Source organism: Photorhabdus aegyptia (assembly GCF_000612035.1).
GTDB classification, from domain to species: domain Bacteria; phylum Pseudomonadota; class Gammaproteobacteria; order Enterobacterales; family Enterobacteriaceae; genus Photorhabdus; species Photorhabdus akhurstii.
Genome location: NZ_JFGV01000016.1, coordinates 45,475 through 63,296, shown reverse-complemented (window position 1 = coordinate 63,296; position 17,822 = coordinate 45,475). Strand labels below are relative to the sequence as shown.

Annotated in this window: 19 protein-coding genes and 1 pseudogene; 13 read left to right on the top strand and 7 right to left on the bottom strand. The window is 43.3% G+C overall.

Going from position 1 to position 17,822, the window contains the following annotated elements; genetic code table 11:
- Positions 1 to 30: 30 nt before the first annotated feature.
- The 5 genes and pseudogenes from BA1DRAFT_RS07245 to BA1DRAFT_RS23960 all read left to right on the top strand — a co-directional run bounded on the left by BA1DRAFT_RS07245 (position 31) and on the right by BA1DRAFT_RS23960 (position 2,430).
- The gene (locus BA1DRAFT_RS07245) at positions 31 to 330 is read left to right on the top strand and encodes a hypothetical protein (RefSeq protein ID WP_036777518.1); all 300 of its coding nucleotides are present in this window, start codon (positions 31 to 33) and stop codon (positions 328 to 330) included.
- On the top strand, positions 327 to 632 hold the full coding sequence (locus tag BA1DRAFT_RS23970) for a fimbria/pilus periplasmic chaperone (RefSeq protein ID WP_051560692.1): 306 nt from the start codon (positions 327 to 329) through the stop codon (positions 630 to 632). The genes BA1DRAFT_RS07245 and BA1DRAFT_RS23970 overlap by 4 nt, the downstream gene beginning before the upstream one ends.
- A complete protein-coding gene (locus BA1DRAFT_RS23965) occupies positions 595 to 1,044 on the top strand; it encodes a fimbrial biogenesis chaperone (protein ID WP_051560691.1) in 450 nt (149 codons plus the stop codon). The genes BA1DRAFT_RS23970 and BA1DRAFT_RS23965 overlap by 38 nt, the downstream gene beginning before the upstream one ends.
- Positions 1,044 to 2,129 (top strand): annotated as a pseudogene (locus BA1DRAFT_RS07235) (fimbria/pilus outer membrane usher protein). The gene BA1DRAFT_RS23965 and the pseudogene BA1DRAFT_RS07235 overlap by 1 nt, the downstream one beginning before the upstream one ends.
- 100 nt (positions 2,130 to 2,229) lie before the next feature.
- Positions 2,230 to 2,430 carry a hypothetical protein gene (locus tag BA1DRAFT_RS23960; protein ID WP_036777516.1) on the top strand — a complete coding sequence of 67 codons (201 nt, stop codon included), beginning with the start codon at positions 2,230 to 2,232 and terminating at the stop codon, positions 2,428 to 2,430.
- A 126-nt stretch (positions 2,431 to 2,556) separates the two neighbouring features.
- On the opposite strand, the gene ampE is transcribed toward BA1DRAFT_RS23960, so the two are convergent.
- Positions 2,557 to 3,411 (bottom strand): beta-lactamase regulator AmpE, encoded by an 855-nt coding sequence (gene ampE / locus BA1DRAFT_RS07225; protein WP_036777515.1) that lies wholly within the window; start codon positions 3,409 to 3,411, stop codon positions 2,557 to 2,559.
- Positions 3,412 to 3,908: 497 nt separating this feature from the next.
- On the opposite strand from ampE, the gene nadC reads away from it, so the two are divergent.
- The 7 genes from nadC to yacG all read left to right on the top strand — a co-directional run bounded on the left by nadC (position 3,909) and on the right by yacG (position 9,800).
- Positions 3,909 to 4,799, top strand: a complete 891-nt coding sequence (nadC, locus tag BA1DRAFT_RS07220; RefSeq protein ID WP_036777513.1) for a carboxylating nicotinate-nucleotide diphosphorylase — start codon at positions 3,909 to 3,911, stop codon at positions 4,797 to 4,799.
- A 201-nt stretch (positions 4,800 to 5,000) separates the two neighbouring features.
- The gene (gene ppdD, locus BA1DRAFT_RS07215; protein WP_036777511.1) at positions 5,001 to 5,426 is read left to right on the top strand and encodes a prepilin peptidase-dependent pilin; all 426 of its coding nucleotides are present in this window, start codon (positions 5,001 to 5,003) and stop codon (positions 5,424 to 5,426) included.
- Positions 5,427 to 5,467: 41 nt separating this feature from the next.
- The gene (gene gspE / locus BA1DRAFT_RS07210; protein ID WP_082303646.1) at positions 5,468 to 6,910 is read left to right on the top strand and encodes a type II secretion system protein GspE; all 1,443 of its coding nucleotides are present in this window, start codon (positions 5,468 to 5,470) and stop codon (positions 6,908 to 6,910) included.
- Positions 6,911 to 6,912: 2 nt separating this feature from the next.
- On the top strand, positions 6,913 to 8,112 hold the full coding sequence (gene hofC, locus BA1DRAFT_RS07205) for a protein transport protein HofC (protein WP_036777509.1): 1,200 nt from the start codon (positions 6,913 to 6,915) through the stop codon (positions 8,110 to 8,112).
- A gap of 91 nt (positions 8,113 to 8,203) precedes the next feature.
- Positions 8,204 to 8,827: a dephospho-CoA kinase gene (gene coaE / locus BA1DRAFT_RS07200; RefSeq protein WP_036777507.1), complete on the top strand. Its 624-nt coding sequence runs from the start codon at positions 8,204 to 8,206 to the stop codon at positions 8,825 to 8,827.
- Positions 8,820 to 9,572, top strand: coding sequence for a cell division protein ZapD (gene zapD, locus BA1DRAFT_RS07195; protein ID WP_036777506.1), 753 nt, complete (start codon positions 8,820 to 8,822; stop codon positions 9,570 to 9,572). The genes coaE and zapD overlap by 8 nt, the downstream gene beginning before the upstream one ends.
- 30 nt (positions 9,573 to 9,602) lie before the next feature.
- On the top strand, positions 9,603 to 9,800 hold the full coding sequence (gene yacG / locus BA1DRAFT_RS07190) for a DNA gyrase inhibitor YacG (protein WP_036777504.1): 198 nt from the start codon (positions 9,603 to 9,605) through the stop codon (positions 9,798 to 9,800).
- Between the two features lie 37 nt (positions 9,801 to 9,837).
- Here the strand turns inward: yacG and mutT are convergent, their stop codons facing one another.
- The 3 genes from mutT to secM form a co-directional block, all read right to left on the bottom strand.
- On the bottom strand, positions 9,838 to 10,230 hold the full coding sequence (gene mutT, locus BA1DRAFT_RS07185) for an 8-oxo-dGTP diphosphatase MutT (RefSeq protein WP_036777502.1): 393 nt from the start codon (positions 10,228 to 10,230) through the stop codon (positions 9,838 to 9,840).
- A 123-nt stretch (positions 10,231 to 10,353) separates the two neighbouring features.
- Entirely contained in the window at positions 10,354 to 13,065 is a 2,712-nt protein-coding gene (gene secA / locus BA1DRAFT_RS07180) for a preprotein translocase subunit SecA (RefSeq protein WP_036777501.1), read from the bottom strand.
- 85 nt (positions 13,066 to 13,150) lie between these two features.
- Complete coding sequence (secM, locus tag BA1DRAFT_RS07175) at positions 13,151 to 13,675, bottom strand: secA translation cis-regulator SecM (protein ID WP_036777500.1); 525 nt, start codon at positions 13,673 to 13,675, stop codon at positions 13,151 to 13,153.
- A gap of 32 nt (positions 13,676 to 13,707) precedes the next feature.
- On the opposite strand from secM, the gene BA1DRAFT_RS07170 reads away from it, so the two are divergent.
- The gene (locus BA1DRAFT_RS07170) at positions 13,708 to 14,226 is read left to right on the top strand and encodes a DUF721 domain-containing protein (protein WP_036777499.1); all 519 of its coding nucleotides are present in this window, start codon (positions 13,708 to 13,710) and stop codon (positions 14,224 to 14,226) included.
- A 95-nt stretch (positions 14,227 to 14,321) separates the two neighbouring features.
- Here BA1DRAFT_RS07170 and lpxC read toward each other — a convergent pair whose 3' ends face one another.
- The 3 genes from lpxC to ftsA form a co-directional block, all read right to left on the bottom strand.
- Positions 14,322 to 15,239, bottom strand: coding sequence for a UDP-3-O-acyl-N-acetylglucosamine deacetylase (gene lpxC, locus BA1DRAFT_RS07165; protein WP_036777498.1), 918 nt, complete (start codon positions 15,237 to 15,239; stop codon positions 14,322 to 14,324).
- Positions 15,240 to 15,337: 98 nt separating this feature from the next.
- Positions 15,338 to 16,498 (bottom strand): cell division protein FtsZ, encoded by a 1,161-nt coding sequence (gene ftsZ / locus BA1DRAFT_RS07160; protein WP_036777497.1) that lies wholly within the window; start codon positions 16,496 to 16,498, stop codon positions 15,338 to 15,340.
- A gap of 63 nt (positions 16,499 to 16,561) precedes the next feature.
- Positions 16,562 to 17,818 (bottom strand): cell division protein FtsA, encoded by a 1,257-nt coding sequence (gene ftsA, locus BA1DRAFT_RS07155; RefSeq protein ID WP_036777496.1) that lies wholly within the window; start codon positions 17,816 to 17,818, stop codon positions 16,562 to 16,564.
- Between the last annotated feature and the right edge of the window lie 4 nt (positions 17,819 to 17,822).

Sequence of the window (17,822 nt, the reverse complement as noted above, 5' to 3'; positions counted from 1 at the left end):
GCCAATGCTAATGCTGACGTAGAGGTGGCCGTGTATGACGGGAATACCGCTGTTACTAAGGCAGCTCCTATTGTTATCGCTGATACCACAGAATTCGAGCCAACCAGTCCAAAAGATGGAAAAGGCATGAAAAAATGCAAAATGGCGCTGGTTTCCAAGTCCAGCGCCGTACCAGCAGCCCAAGAAGTAATAGCACCAGTAACATTCCAAGTGGTTTATAAATATCACACGCCATCAAGTGCTAAGGGCATCATAGCAGCGGAATTGGACAGAGAAGTCCAACTCTTGCTGATGCAACACCAAACCAGACACATTCAGGTGACTCAGTGAAAAGATTGATGACAGCGATGATGATGGCCGGTCTGTTAGGCTGCCCGATCACTTCCACACAGGCGGAGAGGGTGGGGATTGATGCCACCCGCATTATCTACCGAGCGGATAGCTACGCTGCAACCGCTTTGCTACGTAATAGCAGTAAAGAGGCCGTCTATCTGATGCAGGTGACGGTCAGTTCTATCCCTGATGGGAGCAAGACTGCGCCATTTTTAGTGACTCCCCCCCCTGTTTCGTATGGAACCCGGCAGCCAGAATCAGGTGCGTATCATCAAAACCGGCCAGGCGCTGCCTGCTGACCGGGAATCCCTGTTCTGGTTTACCGCGCAAGCTATCCCGTTAAGCACCGAATCCAATAATCTCTCTAGTAAGCAGATCTCCGGGGGCGTACAAGTTCTGGCTAACACAATTAAATTGATGTATCGCCCGTCAGGGCTGCCGGTTGCACCGGAAAAGGGCTTCGGCGCTTTGCGCTTCAAAACGACAGCCGAGGGAATAACGATCACGAATCCATCACCCTATTACATCACCTTCACCTCCCTGAAAGTAGGCGGACAAGAGCTGATGACAAAGCAACAGAAAGAGAACATGGTCTCACCGTTCTCGACCCTTTTTTTACCCCTCAAAGGAGTGCATTACCCGGCTAAAGTGAGTTGGACGGTGATTAATGACCTTGGAGGAGGATCTACCTATCAGGGGGAGATACCGTAATGTTAAAACCGTGGACCTTTATCAGATGGACGACACTGGCTGGTCTGCTTTGTACCGTCCTCTTCCCGGGGGCAAGTTCAAACACGGCAGAACTGACGCTGGCATTAACGCTGGAACAGCCAACCTGTGAACTCAACGTGCAGACATCCCATGTCGATCTCTTGGCGTATGAAAACGCGAGATATGTCGCACCCGGGCGCTATCTGGTGGATGTCTACATGAACCAGAATAAGGTGGACAGCCGCGAGATTGAATTCAGGCTGGTTAACGGCCATCTCCAGCCGGTATTCACCGTCGCACAACTGGAAAGGTATGGGGTCAATACTCGCGAGTTACCGGCTTTTCAGGGTAAAGCGGATGACAGCCCCATCACCGAGCTGACGAAACAGATCCCGCACGCCCGCGCGACATTGGATTTTGTCCGTTTACGTCTTGATCTCAGCGTCCCTCAGAGCGCCATGCAGCCCCGTTATTCTGGAACGGTTAACCCGTCACTGTGGGGTCCTGAGATCCCGGCTTTTTTGATGAACTACACCGTCAATGGCTCGGAAAGGCATTATGACAATCAGGGAAATTGGGAAGGATCACGTTCTCGTAATCTGTTTGCTTCTTTTCGTAATGGGCTGAATCTGGGACTGTGGCGTCTGCGCAGCCCGCAAACCTACAGTTACAATCATCAGCGCCACGAGGGCGCCTCCTGTTTTTCCGCGCCGACACAGACCCAATGGCAGGTGAACAATACCTACCTGCAACGTGACATCCCAGCACTGCGCAGTGAGTTCACGGCGGGTGAAACCTATACCGGTGGCGATATTTTTTACAGTATCCCATTTCGGGGCATGAAACTGGCTTCGGAGGAGGCGATGTTACCCGACAGTCAGCACGGTTTTGCCCCGGAGATAACCGGTGTGGCGAACTCCAATGCGCAGGTGACGGTATTCTAGAATGGCAATATCGTGTATCAAACCACCGTAGCACCGGGGCCGTTTCGGTTCACCGGCCTCTATACCACCGGGAGTGCGGGCAACCTGACAGTGATAATCAAAGAGGCAAATAGGGATAAACAGCACCTGCTCCAGCGATGATGATGTATTTCAAAATTCACGCTTACTCTACCGGATCGATGGGCCATTTGTTCCGGGGAAACAGAATGCCTTAGCCTCTTCAATAGAGGATGTCGCCTTCATGTTTACTGATGCGGCCAACACCCCCTTATCACTCAAGAACGCAAGATACGTTAAACAAAGGAACGATAACTACACGGCATCGACACAAGTTTCTGTTGTACCAGTTCTGTTGAAAACTGACGGCACCGGAGGGCTAGCTCAAGCTGTTGCGGTTATTTCAGTATGGTCGGATATTGACTTCATCGAATCCTCTTCTTAGTTGTCGCAATTGTTACAGCGCCAGTCGGCGCTGCATAAACAGGCTCTAATAGCTACAGGTAAGCCAAACAACTCCATATATAGTATGAATAAAACCCGAACCAATCAGAGTCATTAAGCCAACGCATCAAACCAATGCCCCATAAATTGTCAGTAAGGCAACGACAACGATGATAGAGAAAGTCACTTTTTTCGCCAGTATCACCGCAGCAATAGGAGTTTGAATTGAATCAAGATGGGGTTCGCGACTTAATGAAAACTGAGCAAGCTGACAAAGCACCTTATATTGTGAAGTTCTTAAATCACTAAGAGAAGCAAACCACGCAGGTAAAGCCCGCTCTCCATGCCCTAATAAAGCATAAGCAATGCCAGCCAGACGAACAGGGATCCAATCCAACCAATGCAACAAACCATCAACGCCAGATTGCGCTCTCTGAACCGGTGTACCATATTGTGCCAACCATCCCTGATAAGCCCTTAAGAAGCAATATCCCATTAAAGCAACTGGCCCTAATTCACCCGCCACAATCAGCCAAAAAATCGGCGCCAGATAATAGCGAAAATTTATCCACAGCAACGCATTTTGTATCTCTCGCAACATATTCTCTTTGCTGGCATCAGAAGGTAAACCATGAATAATTGCGAAATGCGTAAGATATTCTCTTTGTTGTTCCCTGTTATCTTGATGAACAGTACGAAAATATTCACGATAATCATGCCGTAAGCGCCCCGCTCCGATGCACAGCAAACAAATAAACACCCATAAAACCAGTTCAAAAATGCCGAACATAAAATCATTTAATATTTCAATCAATACCCATGTAATCATCATGACTACTAACGTCATTAAAAGGCTTTTCCATAACGAAAAAGACTTCAAATCGGTAAACAATGGCTCAAGGCGGTGCTCCAATTGCCAATGGTCACCCATTTTAAAAACCCGTTCCCATGCCAACACTAACAACAGTATAAAGAGAGTCATTCTTTCCGCTCCTGTAACAATTGCTGGTAATGTGTCCAATCGAAATAAAGTCCCAGATCAATTTTTCTTCCCAGAACAACATCATTATAGCCAGTGATATGTTCTTTTATATATCCGGGTCTACCTATAAGTCATTGTGTCAGTACAACAAAGCTTTCCTAGAGACAAACTAATACGATAAATATACCGTCATCTTTCAAGTTGCCTCTTTGTTGGCGGCACTCACTCACCCCGGTCATATAGTTACCTATGCTCCCGGGGATTCGCTCCCTTGCCGTCGCGATGCATCTTGAAATCCATAGGGTATAACTAATAAAACGGTTGCTCACCCTGTGGGCACGAATCGTGTGAAAGAATTTTTCTAACTCAATTCATCATGCAACCACATTTTTTTCCTTCTTAAATCCAGATGATAAAACCAAGATAGTAGTTGTTCACTACACAACAGGGTAGCATGTTAAGACCATTAATATTGTTATCACCTCTGGAGCTTTTTAATGACAAAACAAAATTGCAATACAGATCAGCGCCATGCTGTTCTTATGGAACACTTGCAGAACGACATTCCCACCAGTGTAACCCTCGCACTAAAAGAAGATCTGGGCGGAAATACAAATTTCACCTCTGATATTACCGGCCAATTAATTCCCGCAGATAAACAAGCCACCGCAGTCATTATCACTCGGGAAGATGGTATTTTCTGTGGACAACAATGGCTGAATGAAGTTTTTACTCAATTAGGCGACCAAATCTCCATTGAATGGTTAGTCAAAGATAGTGATACAATTACAGCCAACCAAAAACTTTGCATATTACGAGGCCCAGCACAGATATTACTGACCGGTGAACGCACCGCTCTTAACTTTATTCAGACTCTCTCTGGCGTTGCAACGGAAACCAGTCATTATGTTCATCGTCTTGCCGGTTTAAAAACCCAATTACTTGATACGCGCAAAACACTACCGGGATTACGCACAGCCCTAAAATATGCCGTACTTTGCGGAGGTGGTAATAATCACCGCCTTGGATTATTCGACGCTTTCCTTATCAAAGAAAACCATATTATTGCCAATGGATCTATTAAACAGGCAGTAGATAAAGCTCGTTATTCCCATCCTAATACCCCTGTTGAAGTCGAAGTAGAAACGCTAGATGAACTCATTCTGGCACTAAAAGCTAATGTTGATATTATTATGCTAGATAATTTTACTATTCCAATGATGAAAGAAGCCGTCGCTATCACATCAGGTAAAGTCCCTTTAGAAGTATCCGGCAATATCACCCTGGATACTCTGCGCAGCTATGCTGAAACAGGCATCGACTTCATTTCTGTTGGAGCACTCACCAAACATATTAGAGCATTAGATCTCTCCATGCGCTTTCAGTAATTAGCAATAATAATATTGATGGTGGTGTAAATCAGCAATTGGTAGATCGAAAATTTGCGAACACCACCGTAAATATTTTTGCAAACCTTGCAATTCATAAATTCTTTTTCGAGTCAATTCCATAACCTTCATCTATCCTATTTCATTTTTTTCTCTTTCCTTCATTCTCTATATCGCAACACCACAACACGGAGAAGAAATATGAAACAACAACAAGGATTTACTTTAATGGAGATTATGGTTGCTATTGCTATCATTTCCATCTTAAGTGCTATTGGTATTCCTAGTTATCAAGGATATATCCAGAAAGCCGCTTTAACAGATATACTACAAAATATTGTACCTTATAAATCAGGTATAGAACTTTGCGGTTTTGAAACTGAAGATTTCATGGGTTGCAATGCAGGAGCAATGTCAATTCCAAAAGATCATAACAGTAGATATATCGAGAGCATTTCAGTTAAAAATGGGGAAGTTACCATTAATGGGGAAAAAAGTCTTAAAAACCTCAGCATTACATTAAAGCCGACACAAAATACACAAATAGGTACAATTAAATGGAACATTAAATGTGAATCGACAAACAATTCATTAAAAAATCGTTGTCAGGAAATATTTGAATTTTAATTTATTACTCTTATTAATACATCTTTACACAGGAAAGAACAATGAACTCACTTTCAATGGCAGAAAACACATTGATGGAAAGAGAAATCCATGATATTTGTCAACGCCACCAATCTGTTGTAATAAAAAAAGATGATAATGCGATAACAATTGCCAGTAACGAATTACCTAATGATGATTTATTATCAGCATTACGATTTATTTCCGGACGTATCGTTAATGTAGAAATTTGGCCACTGGCAAGGATAGAATCAATATTACATCAAAATACTTCACTAAGTCGTGTACCAGAGGAAGAATCCGCGTTATTACCACTTATCACTGATACCAATAAAGATGAAAATGATGCGCCAGTTATTCAACTTATTAATCAAACCTTATTAACTGCAATTCAACGGCGTGCATCCGATATTCATTTTGAGCCATTTCAACAAGGTTATCGTATTCGTATCCGGGTTGATGGAGCATTACACCTCTTATCTTCGCCATCTCCTCAAATGAATGCAAGCATTGCCGCACGCCTTAAGATAATGGCTAAATTGAACATCGCTGAAAAACGGCTGCCTCAGGATGGACAATTTGATTGGTCTGACACCCGACACAACTATGCTATTCGTATGGCGACTTTGCCAACAATACACGGAGAAAAAGTTGTACTTAGAATATTAAATACAATGCAACAATTGTCGTTAGATCAACTAGGTATTCCTGATCCATTGTTAAATCAGCTTCGACAAAAACTCGCGTTACCACAAGGGATGATTTTAGTCACTGGACCGACAGGTAGCGGAAAAACTGTGACTTTATATAGCTGTTTACAATATCTGAATCAGAATAAAAAGAATATTTGCAGTGTAGAGGACCCAGTAGAGATCCCATTGAACGGTATTAACCAGACACAAACTAACAGCAAAATTGATCTCAATTTTGCCAAAGTATTACGGGCGCTATTACGCCAAGATCCTGATGTCATTATGGTGGGAGAAATACGTGATAGCGAAACAGCCGAAATTTCAGTAAAAGCGGCGCAAACAGGTCATCTGGTTCTTTCTACATTGCATACTAATTCAACCATAGATACATTGTCCCGCCTACAAAATCTGGGTATCTCAGGTTATATGGCTGCTTCTTGTATCAAATTAATTATCGCCCAACGGCTTGTCAGAAAATTATGTCTTCGTTGCCGCAAACAACAAACAGAAGAAACTATTATTAATACTGAAAACAATTCTCTATTTATTAAGCAATGGCTAGCCGTTGGTTGTGAGCATTGTTTTTCCGGTTATTACGGTCGAACAGCTATTTATGAGTTTTTAGAAATAACAGATGATATTAAACAGATATTATCAGAACAGAACTCCCAAAATGGGCAAAAAACCATTATAGCTCAAAGAAAAGATACTTTACTTTCATCCGGTATTTTATTAGTAGAACAAGGCATCACTACATTAGAAGAAATTTATCAAGTTACAGGTCAGGAATAATAATGAAAATTCATTATCTTTATAATTGGCAAGCAGTGAACAACAAAGGCGAAATATCAAAAGGAAAATCACTATGTGATAACCGAAAATCTTTATATCAGCAACTTATTCATTCTGGATTACAACCTTATAATATAAAGTGTGAAAAATTAATATTTTATCATCAACAACAAGTTGCTTACCGTCTGAATTTTATTCGTCAATTGGCAACACTATTATCATCAGGAATGCCATTACTAAATTGCCTCAATATTCTTATTCGTGAATGCGATCATCCACTATGGCACTGTGTATTATTAGATATTAGCAAGAAAATTACCCGTGGAGAATCATTTTCCTCCTCATTAAAAGATTATCCATTTCTATTTCCGCCTTTATTTTGTCAACTTATTACCGTTGGCGAATTGACCGGGCAATTAGAAGTCTGCTGTCAATTATTAGTTAAACAACAGGAGCAACAAGATAAATTACAGAAGAAAATAGCAAAAGCTCTACGTTACCCTCTGATTATTATCGTTGTTGCCAGTATCATTATTTTATTGATGCTTATTTTTGTTTTACCCGAATTTGAACATATTTATCATTCATTTGACGCACAACTTCCGCTACTCACTCGTAGTTTATTAATAACTTCCAACTGGCTAATTCAATATGGTGGCTATGGTGTTATTGGACTAATTATACTGCTTCTATTTTACCTACAATTACGTCAACGTCATACAATATGGATCACTCGTGAAAAAAATCTGATGTTACGTTTACCCGTTATTGCAAAATTAATTAGTTGCCAGCAATTAGGGCAACTTTTTCATATCCTATTTATGACACAAAAAGCGGGTCTGACACTCACCGCAGGGTTAGACAGTGCTATTGCATCAATAAATCATCCGGTATTTCTGCAAGCGACTAGATTCTTACGAGCTCAAATTAATCAAGGAATACCAATGAGCGAAACACTGAAACAACAATCTTGTTTTCCTGCTCTGTGTCAACAGTTTGTCAGTGTTGGCGAAGAATCTGGCAATCTGGAACTATTATTGGGAAATCTCGCTAACTGGTACCAACAACAAGCATTGGAAATTTCTGATAATATGACCCAGTTATTAGAACCAATACTTATAGTCATAATAGCAATTATTGTCGGTACACTATTGCTCGCAATGTATTTACCCATTTTTCAGCTAGGTACGATACTCACCTAAAGTAAAAACGATTCCATCGCTTTGTCTCTAGGTCATCTGCCCCCTTTCGGTTACAATCCCGAAATAGTATCAAGTAATATTAAGGGATAGGATGACTTATATTATTGCACTCACAGGTGGGATTGGCAGCGGTAAAACCACTATCGCCAATGCTTTTGCAGCTCTTGGCGTTCCTCTTGTTGATGCAGATATTATTGCCAGAGAAGTCGTTGCTCCTGGAACGTCGGCTCTACAAGCCATCACAGAACACTTTGGTCATGACATATTGACACCCGATGGCAGCCTTAACCGAGCACTGTTACGCCAGAAAATATTCACCAACAAACAAGAGAAACAGTGGGTTAATCAACTTCTTCACCCTTTAATACATCAAGAAACCCAACGGCAATTGAAACAGATAACTGCACCTTATGTTATTTGGGTTGTTCCATTATTAGTCGAAAATAATTTAGGGCATCTGGCGGATCGGATTCTAGTCGTTGACGTTTCACCTGAATTACAAATCAGCCGGGTAGCCACTCGTGATGGTATTAGCAACCAACAGGTTGAAAATATTTTGGCTGCCCAAACATCCCGTAGCGAGAGGCTGGCTTATGCCGATGACATTATCTCAAATCATGATAATGTACAGGCAATTGCTCCTCGTGTTGCCGAACTACATCAACAATATTTAAGGTTAGCTAGATCAGCCAGGCAGGATAATCATGATGAGTGACACAACTTCTACAATCATTTTTGAACACCCACTGAATGAAAAAATGCGGGCATGGTTGAGAATTGAATCTTCTCTGCAACAACTCACCAGTCAACGCCATTTAGACTCACTAGCAAGCAGCCTCGCCTTCTTCCGCACAGTGACTGAGTTACTTGAAGTGCTAGAACGAGGGGAAGTACGTTCAGAGTTGCTAAAAGAACTAGAACGCCAACAGGCAAAGTTAAAGCAATGGGCTGAAATACCCGATGTTGATATTAATATCGTCAATAGTTTCAGATTGAAATTGAAAGAGCGAGCTATCGCATTAAGTAAAGCACCACGGCTGGGACAATCCCTGAAAGAAGATAAAATTATCAGTATGGTGCGCCAACGTCTCAGTATTCCAAGTGGTTGTTGTGGTTTTGATCTACCCACTCTGCATCTATGGCTTCATTTACCGCAATCAGAAAGGGATAAAATGGTCGCATTCTGGATTGATAGTTTGCTACCTCTCCAACAAGCACTAGAAAGTATTTTAGAACTCATCCGCCAATCCGCTATTTTTCGTTCAGAAATCAGTAAAAACGGTTTTCATCAGAATACGGCAGAAGGCGCAGATTTACTGAGGTTACGCTTGCCATTAAAACCTTTACTGTTTCCTCAAATTTCCGGTCATAAGACCCGGTTTGCTATCCGTTTTTTACCATTGGATAATGAAAAAGGCTTCGTGCCTGCCCATTTACCATTTGAATTAGCACGTTGCTAATATTACGAACCAATTATTAGGAAAGTTATTATGTCTGAGTTATTAACGATTGAATGTCCAACATGCGGTAAAACCGTGGTTTGGGGAGAAATAAGCCCATATCGTCCATTTTGCAGTAAGCGCTGTCAATTAATTGACTTAGGCGGATGGGCAAATGAAGAGAAACGGATACCAAGCCAAAGTGAAAACTCCGATAGCGATGATTGGAGTGAACAACCTGAGCAATAACAAATAGCCGCGTTATTATAATGCGGCTATTAACAATTCAAGCGGTCAGTAATGCAACAATACTGCGATTAGCTGGCGGAAATTCATCAGCAATTAAATCTTTCTGTAATACCCACCGAGAAAGTTGGCCTTCTTTACCGAAAGGTTCATTTTCCCATCCATCCACCAAGAAGAAATACAGGGTAATCAACCTGTCAGGAAAATCATGTTCAACCGTTTTTACCAGCTCATAATGAGTAACAATAATACCAATTTCTTCCTGTAACTCACGTACTAAAGCCTGTTCAGGGGTTTCCTGTTTCTCAACTTTCCCGCCAGGGAATTCCCAGAAACCACCCATATGGGCATCAGCATGACGCTGAGTAATAAAAATTTCATGTTGCGTATTTCTAATGATCCCAGCGGCTATATGCAGGTGTTTCTTTTCCATATTACTCTTACTTCTTCATCTATATATTCGTTTTAATTGATCAACGACCAATAACCAAATGCTACATCCAACGTTATTCGCTTAAACCTAACAGCAAAAAGGCGGTTTCCCGCCTTTTCATCATTACTGCAAGCGCCCGTGGCAATGTTTATATTTTTTACCCGATCCACAAGGACAAGGATCATTACGGCCTACTTTACGAGCGCCGCTGGCAATCTGTGCTTCTGTTGTAGACATCAATGCGCCTTTTTCAACTTCATGGCTTAATTGCTGCTGCCTTGCCAAACGTTCAGCTTCCGCCCGGCGCTGTTGCTCCAATGCCTCTACTTCTTCCGGCAATCTCACTTGAACTTTGCTCAATGTACTAATCACTTCATATTTCAGCGATTCCAGCATGTTTGCAAACATAGCGAAAGATTCACGTTTATATTCCTGTTTTGGATCTTTCTGAGCATAACCACGTAAATGGATACCCTGACGTAGGTAATCCATTGCTGCCAGATGCTCTTTCCACAACATATCCAGAGTCTGCAGCATGATACCTTTTTCGAAGTTACGCATCATTTCAATGCCAACAATCTCTTCTTTACGTTTATAGACTTCAACAGCCTGTTCAAGGATACGCTCACGCAACGTCTCTTCATGTAGTTCAGGCTCTTTATCCAACCACTCTTTGATCGGCAGCTCTAAATCGAAATCAGTCATTAAACGTTGCTGCAAACCTTCCACATCCCACATCTCTTCCAGAGATTGAGGGGGAATATAAGCATCAATGGTTGCTTTAAATACATCTTCACGAATGCTGCTAATGGTTTCACTAACATCACTCACATCCAGCAAATCGTTACGTTGAGCATAAATAGCACGACGCTGATCGTTAGCAACATCATCGTACTCTAACAATTGCTTACGTATATCGAAGTTACGGCTCTCCACTTTACGTTGAGCATTGGCAATGGCTTTGGTTACCCACGGATGTTCAATTGCCTCACCGGGTTTCATACCCAGTTTACGCATCATGCCGGTGACACGATCAGAGGCGAAAATACGCATCAGTGAATCTTCCATTGATAAATAGAAACGGGACGATCCCGCATCCCCTTGACGACCGGAACGCCCACGTAACTGATTATCAATACGACGAGATTCATGACGTTCCGTACCGATAATATGCAAACCGCCTGCGGCCAGAACCATATCATGGCGTTCCTGCCATGCGGCTTTAATCTCTTCAATCTGAGCTTCTGTTGGCTCTGTCAGTTTAGCAATTTCTGCCTGCCAACTACCGCCTAGCATAATATCCGTACCACGACCAGCCATGTTAGTCGCAATGGTTACCGCGCCCACTTGACCAGCCTGAGCAATAATATCCGCTTCCATTGCATGAAACTTGGCGTTAAGTACGTTGTGCTTGATACCCGCTTTAGTCAGTTCATGAGAAACCAGTTCAGACTTTTCAATAGAAATAGTCCCCACTAATACAGGCTGCCCTTTACCGGTACGTTCGCGGATATCTTCAATGATAGCTTCAATTTTTTCAGCTTCGGTCATATAAACCAGATCCGGCAAATCATCACGGATCATTGGGCGGTTTGTCGGCACCACGATGGTATCGAGCTTATAAATAGAGCTAAACTCAAATGCTTCTGTATCGGCTGTACCGGTCATACCCGCCAGTTTTTCATACAACCGGAAGTAGTTTTGGAAAGTGATAGAAGCCAGGGTTTGGTTCTCATTCTGAATTTCTACACCTTCTTTAGCTTCAACAGCCTGATGCAATCCATCAGACCAACGACGCCCCTGCATGGTACGGCCAGTATGTTCATCAACAATAATGACTTCCCCCTCTTTCACGATATAGTCAACATCGCGGGTAAACAACGCATGGGCACGTAACGCAGCCGTAACATGGTGCATTAGCATAATATTGGTTGGTGAATATAGGGATTCACCTTCTTCCATCAATTTAGCTTCCGCCAATAATTGTTCAATCAAAACCAAACCGCGTTCCGTCAAGTTAACCTGACGGGACTTTTCGTCGACAGAAAAGTGACCTTCTCCCTGGAAAGTCTCTGAATCATCTTTTTCCTGACGAATCAATTTAGGGATCAACTTATTGACTTTGATATAAAGTTCAGAGCTATCTTCCGCGGGGCCAGAGATAATCAATGGCGTCCGCGCTTCGTCAATCAGAATGGAGTCAACTTCATCCACTAGCGCATAATGTAGTTTGCGCTGCACACGCTCTTCCGGACTAAACGCCATGTTGTCACGAAGATAATCAAAGCCATATTCGTTGTTAGTACCATAGGTAATATCCGCCGCATATGCCTGGCGTTTAACAGGTGCCGGCATACCTGGCAGGTTAATACCAACGCTCAACCCCAAAAATTCAAACAGTGGGCGGTTATTTTCAGCGTCGCGCTGTGCCAGATAATCATTTACTGTGACTACGTGAACACCACGCCCTGTTAATGCATTCAAATAAGCAGGCAAAGTCGCTGTTAGTGTTTTACCTTCACCAGTACGCATCTCAGCAATACAACGTTCATTCAGAACCATCCCCCCCAATAACTGAACGTCGAAATGACGCATAGCAAACACGCGCTTACTCGCTTCACGTACTGTTGCAAATGCTTCAGGCAACAAATTTTCCAGCGACTCCCCTTTTGCTAAACGGGCACGAAATTCGGCTGTTTTACCCTTCAATTCATCATCAGACAATTTTTCAAACTCTGGCTCCATGCGGTTGATCACATCAACAACTTTACGCATACGACGCAGTGTACGGTCATTACGACTACCAAAAACCTTTGTTAATAATTTAATCAGCATAGTTAATTACATCTCAGATAAGGCCGTTATCTCGCAGCCAACAAATAGTTATTTATTATTTCGGAATTTGTAAAAAAACGAAGATTCAGAGATAAGCAGTAGGACCTGCACGGATACCTTGGGCTTTAGCAATCCAAAACGTTGGAGTATAAGAAGATTGTGATGCAATATTCAGGAATGGTATATCTGAAACTGGTTCAGGCGGCTTAGGTTTCTGAGTTAATAGTGCATTCAGAGTTTCTAGTACAAGCTGCTGAATACTGGAAGAACTTAACCGGATACTTTGTTTTGTTGTTTCATCGTTCATAGGTTGAGAAACAGAAAAAACAAAAGAAAGCTGCCTGATCACATTGCGTACCGCATGTTGTTGCCAGTAATTAACGCCATTGGCAGGCTGATGTTGAACATTCTGCAATGAGAATAGGTTATCAAAAGCTGATAAAGCCTGATTTTGCCAACTCTGGCTAGGGGAGGTATTAGCTTGTGAAATATTATCGGCAGCACCCGCTAAAATGGTAGGAACGCCAATACTTGCCGCAACCACCCCTAATAACAGATGTGACCAGAAATAACGTCTGCCAAATTGTCGCCAAAGATTTAGAATACCCATTAATCCTTCATCATACCGGAGCTACTGTTATTATGCGCGATAGCCGCCCACAATCATTAGATGTTCTTTTTGAAGACGTCGCTGCCGTTGAGAAAAGCCCGCTTCATGTTATCCAGCAACGTACCGTCGCTTTGTTAAAACTCAACCGTGCCGTTATCAGCTTGCTTCCCGCACAATTACATCCGTGGTGTCGGGTCGCTAATTATCGCAAACAAATTCTGGTACTGGAAGCAGGAAACGCCAGTTGGATGACCAGATTACGTTACGAGCTGCCAACACTGCTCTCTACACTAAGAAGCGAAATTCTACCATCATTGTCATCTATCGACATCAGGATTAACCCATCACTTATGATTAAGCATGGCAATAGTGCGCAGAGCTTCGCAAAAACGATAAGCGATGATCACAAAACGTTACCGATACGTCAGTTAAGTCAAGAGAGTGCGAAAGAATTAATAGTGCTAGCAAACCGCAGCCCAAAAAAGTTGAAGGAAAAATTAGAGCGATTAGCTGCACTGGCCGGAGAGAGTGCCAGCACAGCTAAAAAATAAGCGCTAACGCTGAGTAAAAAACATCAGCGAGAACAAAATCACTGATAACATAACTCACTGATATATCATTGAATTATTCTCAGCACACGAGAGAGTTACGCCATTACAGTTGATGGAGCACGAAAAGCCAACGGCATTTCAGCTTCATCTTCGAAAGTGATCAGTTCCCATGCACTTTCTTGCGCCAGAACTGCCTGCAATAGCTTATTGTTCAACGCATGACCCGATTTGAACGCAGTAAACGCGCCAATGATGTTATAGCCACACATAAACAGATCACCAATTGCATCCAGCATTTTATGACGGACAAATTCGTCTTCAAAACGCAAGCCATCTTCATTCAGTACACGATAGTCATCAACAACAATCGCACAATCAAAGCTGCCGCCTAAACATAAGCCTTTAGATTGTAAGTATTCAATATCACGCATAAAGCCAAATGTACGTGCACGACTGATTTGACGAACAAACGCTTCTGCCGAGAAATCCATACAGTAACGTTGAGAACTTGAATCAATCGCAGGGTGATTGAAATCAATAGTGAAATCCAGACTGAAACCATTATAAGGTGTCATCTCCGCCCACTTATCACCCTCCTCCACACGTACAGTTTCCTTAATACGCAGGAATTTTTTCGCTACGTTCAGCTCTTCAATGCCCGCATCCAGCAGCAGGAAAACAAACGGGCTGGCGCTACCATCCATAATAGGAATTTCTGGCGCGTCAACGTCGATAATAATATTATCGATACCTAACCCCGCAAGCGCTGCATTCAGGTGCTCAACCGTTGAGATTCGCACGTCATGCTCATTTACCAGGCAAGTACAGAGCATAGTATCACGCACGGATTTTGCATCTGCCGGAAAATCAACCGGTGGATTCAAGTCAGTGCGGCGATAGATGACCCCGGTATTAGCCGGTGCTGGGCGCATTGTTAGCGTGACTTTTTTACCGGTGTGTAAACCGACGCCAGTCGCCTGAACAATACGTTTAAGTGTCCTTTGTTTGATCATCGTTTTATCTCGCAATGTTATCCATCCTGCCAACCACTATACACTATGGTTGGCGGGGGAGTTTAGCACAAAAAGCGGAGAATCCAATTTTTTAGCTATTAATCGGCCTGTTTACGTAAAAATGCAGGAATATCCAAATAATCTGGCTCCTTGCTAGTTTGTACGCTCTGGTCATTCACCACTTTTGCCGCTGGTTTATTTTCTTCAGACAATGAAGACATACCGCCAGACATGTGCTGATGACGGTGTTCCATTACACTTGACTGAGAAGACTTATTGGTAACCAACGTAATTTCAGGACGTTTATCCATACCAATACCGGTGGCAACCACAGTCACACGCAACTCATCGTTCATGTCTGGGTCCAGAGAGGTACCGATCACGACGGTTGCATTATCAGATGCAAATGCGCGGATCGTGTTACCCACTGTTTCGAACTCATCCAAACGCAGATCAAAGCCAGCAGTAATGTTAACCAGAACACCACGAGCGCCTGACAAGTCGATATCTTCCAGCAATGGACTGGAAATCGCCATCTCAGCGGCCTCTTCTGCACGATCTTCACCCTGTGCGATACCAGAACCCATCATAGCGTAACCCATTTCGGACATCACGGTACGCACGTCAGCAAAGTCAACATTCATCAGACCTGGACGCGTGATCAGTTCAGCGATACCCTGAACCGCACCTTTCAAAACGTCATTAGCTGCGCCGAAAGCATCCAGTAATGAAATGCCACGACCAAGCACTTTCAGCAGTTTGTCGTTAGGGATAGTAATCAATGAATCGACATGCTTGGACAATTCAGTGATCCCTTGCTCGGCAAACGCCATACGTTTCTTACCTTCGAAATTGAAAGGCTTAGTCACCACAGCAACTGTCAGAATTCCAAGCTCTTTTGCAATTTCAGCTACCACAGGCGCTGCGCCAGTACCAGTACCACCACCCATACCGGCAGCGATAAATACCATATCCGCGCCATCAAGCGCGGTGCGCAATGCATCCCGATCTTCTTGAGCAGCAGTACGACCAACTTCCGGGTTTGCCCCAGCGCCCAAACCTTTAGTAATACCATTACCAATCTGGATAGTCTGGCCGACAGCCGTTTTACGCAATGCCTGAGCATCCGTGTTCACTGCAAAGAATTCAACACCTTCGATGCGTTCACGCACCATGTGCTCAACAGCGTTACCGCCGCCACCGCCGACGCCGATGACCTTAATCACCGCGTCATTGGTTAATTCTATTGGTTCAAACATATAGTTTCTCTCCGCTTTGTGCCTTTATATCGAGGCTAAAGAAAACGCAGCCTCTGTATAAAATTAAAACTCTTTTTTCAGCCAGCTACTGACTCTCTTAAACCAGCGACTCACTGAAGCATGTTTTTCAATATCCGCATCACCATTAAGATGAGAGGCTTTCCCGTAATGCAGCAACCCTACCGCTGTTGAATAATAGGGTTGCTGCGCATAGTCCGTCAGACCAGTAATATTAAGAGGTTGACCAATACGCACCTGAGCGTGGAACACACGCTGGGCACATTCAGCCAAGCCATCAATCTGAGCGCCACCACCAGTCAAGACAATACCCGCAGCCAGATGGTGTTTAACCCCCTGCTGGCGTAACTGTTCCTGCAATCGCAAGATTTCATCATTCACTAAATTCAGTAATTCGATGTAACGCGGCTCAATGACCTCAGCCAACGTCTGACGCTGTAAGCTACGTGGTGGACGTCCCCCGACACTTGGCACTTCCACACTTTCATCTTTGCTGACTAACGAACCTAGTGCGCAACCGTGGCGTACTTTTATCGTTTCTGCATCGCTTGGCGGCGTACCAAAGGCATAAGCAATATCACTGGTGACAACGTTGCCGGCATAAGGGATAACTTTGGTATGACGCAGCGCTCCGCCGGTATACACCGCAATATCCATCGTCCCGCCGCCGATATCTACCACGCAAACGCCCAATTCACGCTCGTCTTCGGTCAAAACAGCATAGCTGGCGGCCAACCCGGAAAAAATAAGCTGGTCGACTTTCAAACCACAGCGCTCAACGGCTTTTGCAATATTTTTCGCCATGTCATTATGACAGGTAATCAAGTGAACTTTCGCCTGCATACGCACACCGGAAAGTCCCACCGGATTTTTAATGCCTTCCTGATAATCGATGGCATATTCTTGCGGAATAACATGCAGTATTCGGTATTCATCACGCACACGAACTGATTTGGCAGTATGAACAACATTGTCTACATCTTCCTGAGTAACCTCCTCTTCGGAAATAGGAACCATCCCGATTTCATTCTGACAACTAATATGTTTTCCAGATAACGCCAGATAAACAGAGGAAATTTGACAATCTGCCATCAATTCAGCCTGATCGATAGCCCGCTGTACACATTTAACAACCGACTCCAGGTCGTTTACACCGCCTTTATCCATACCGCGGGATGGACAGCTTCCCACCCCGATAATATTAACCATACCATCGGGCAGAATTTCACCAACAAGGGCAGATACCTTTGCTGTGCCAATTTCTAGGCCAACTACTAATTTTCTGTCCGTCGATTTGATCATCGTT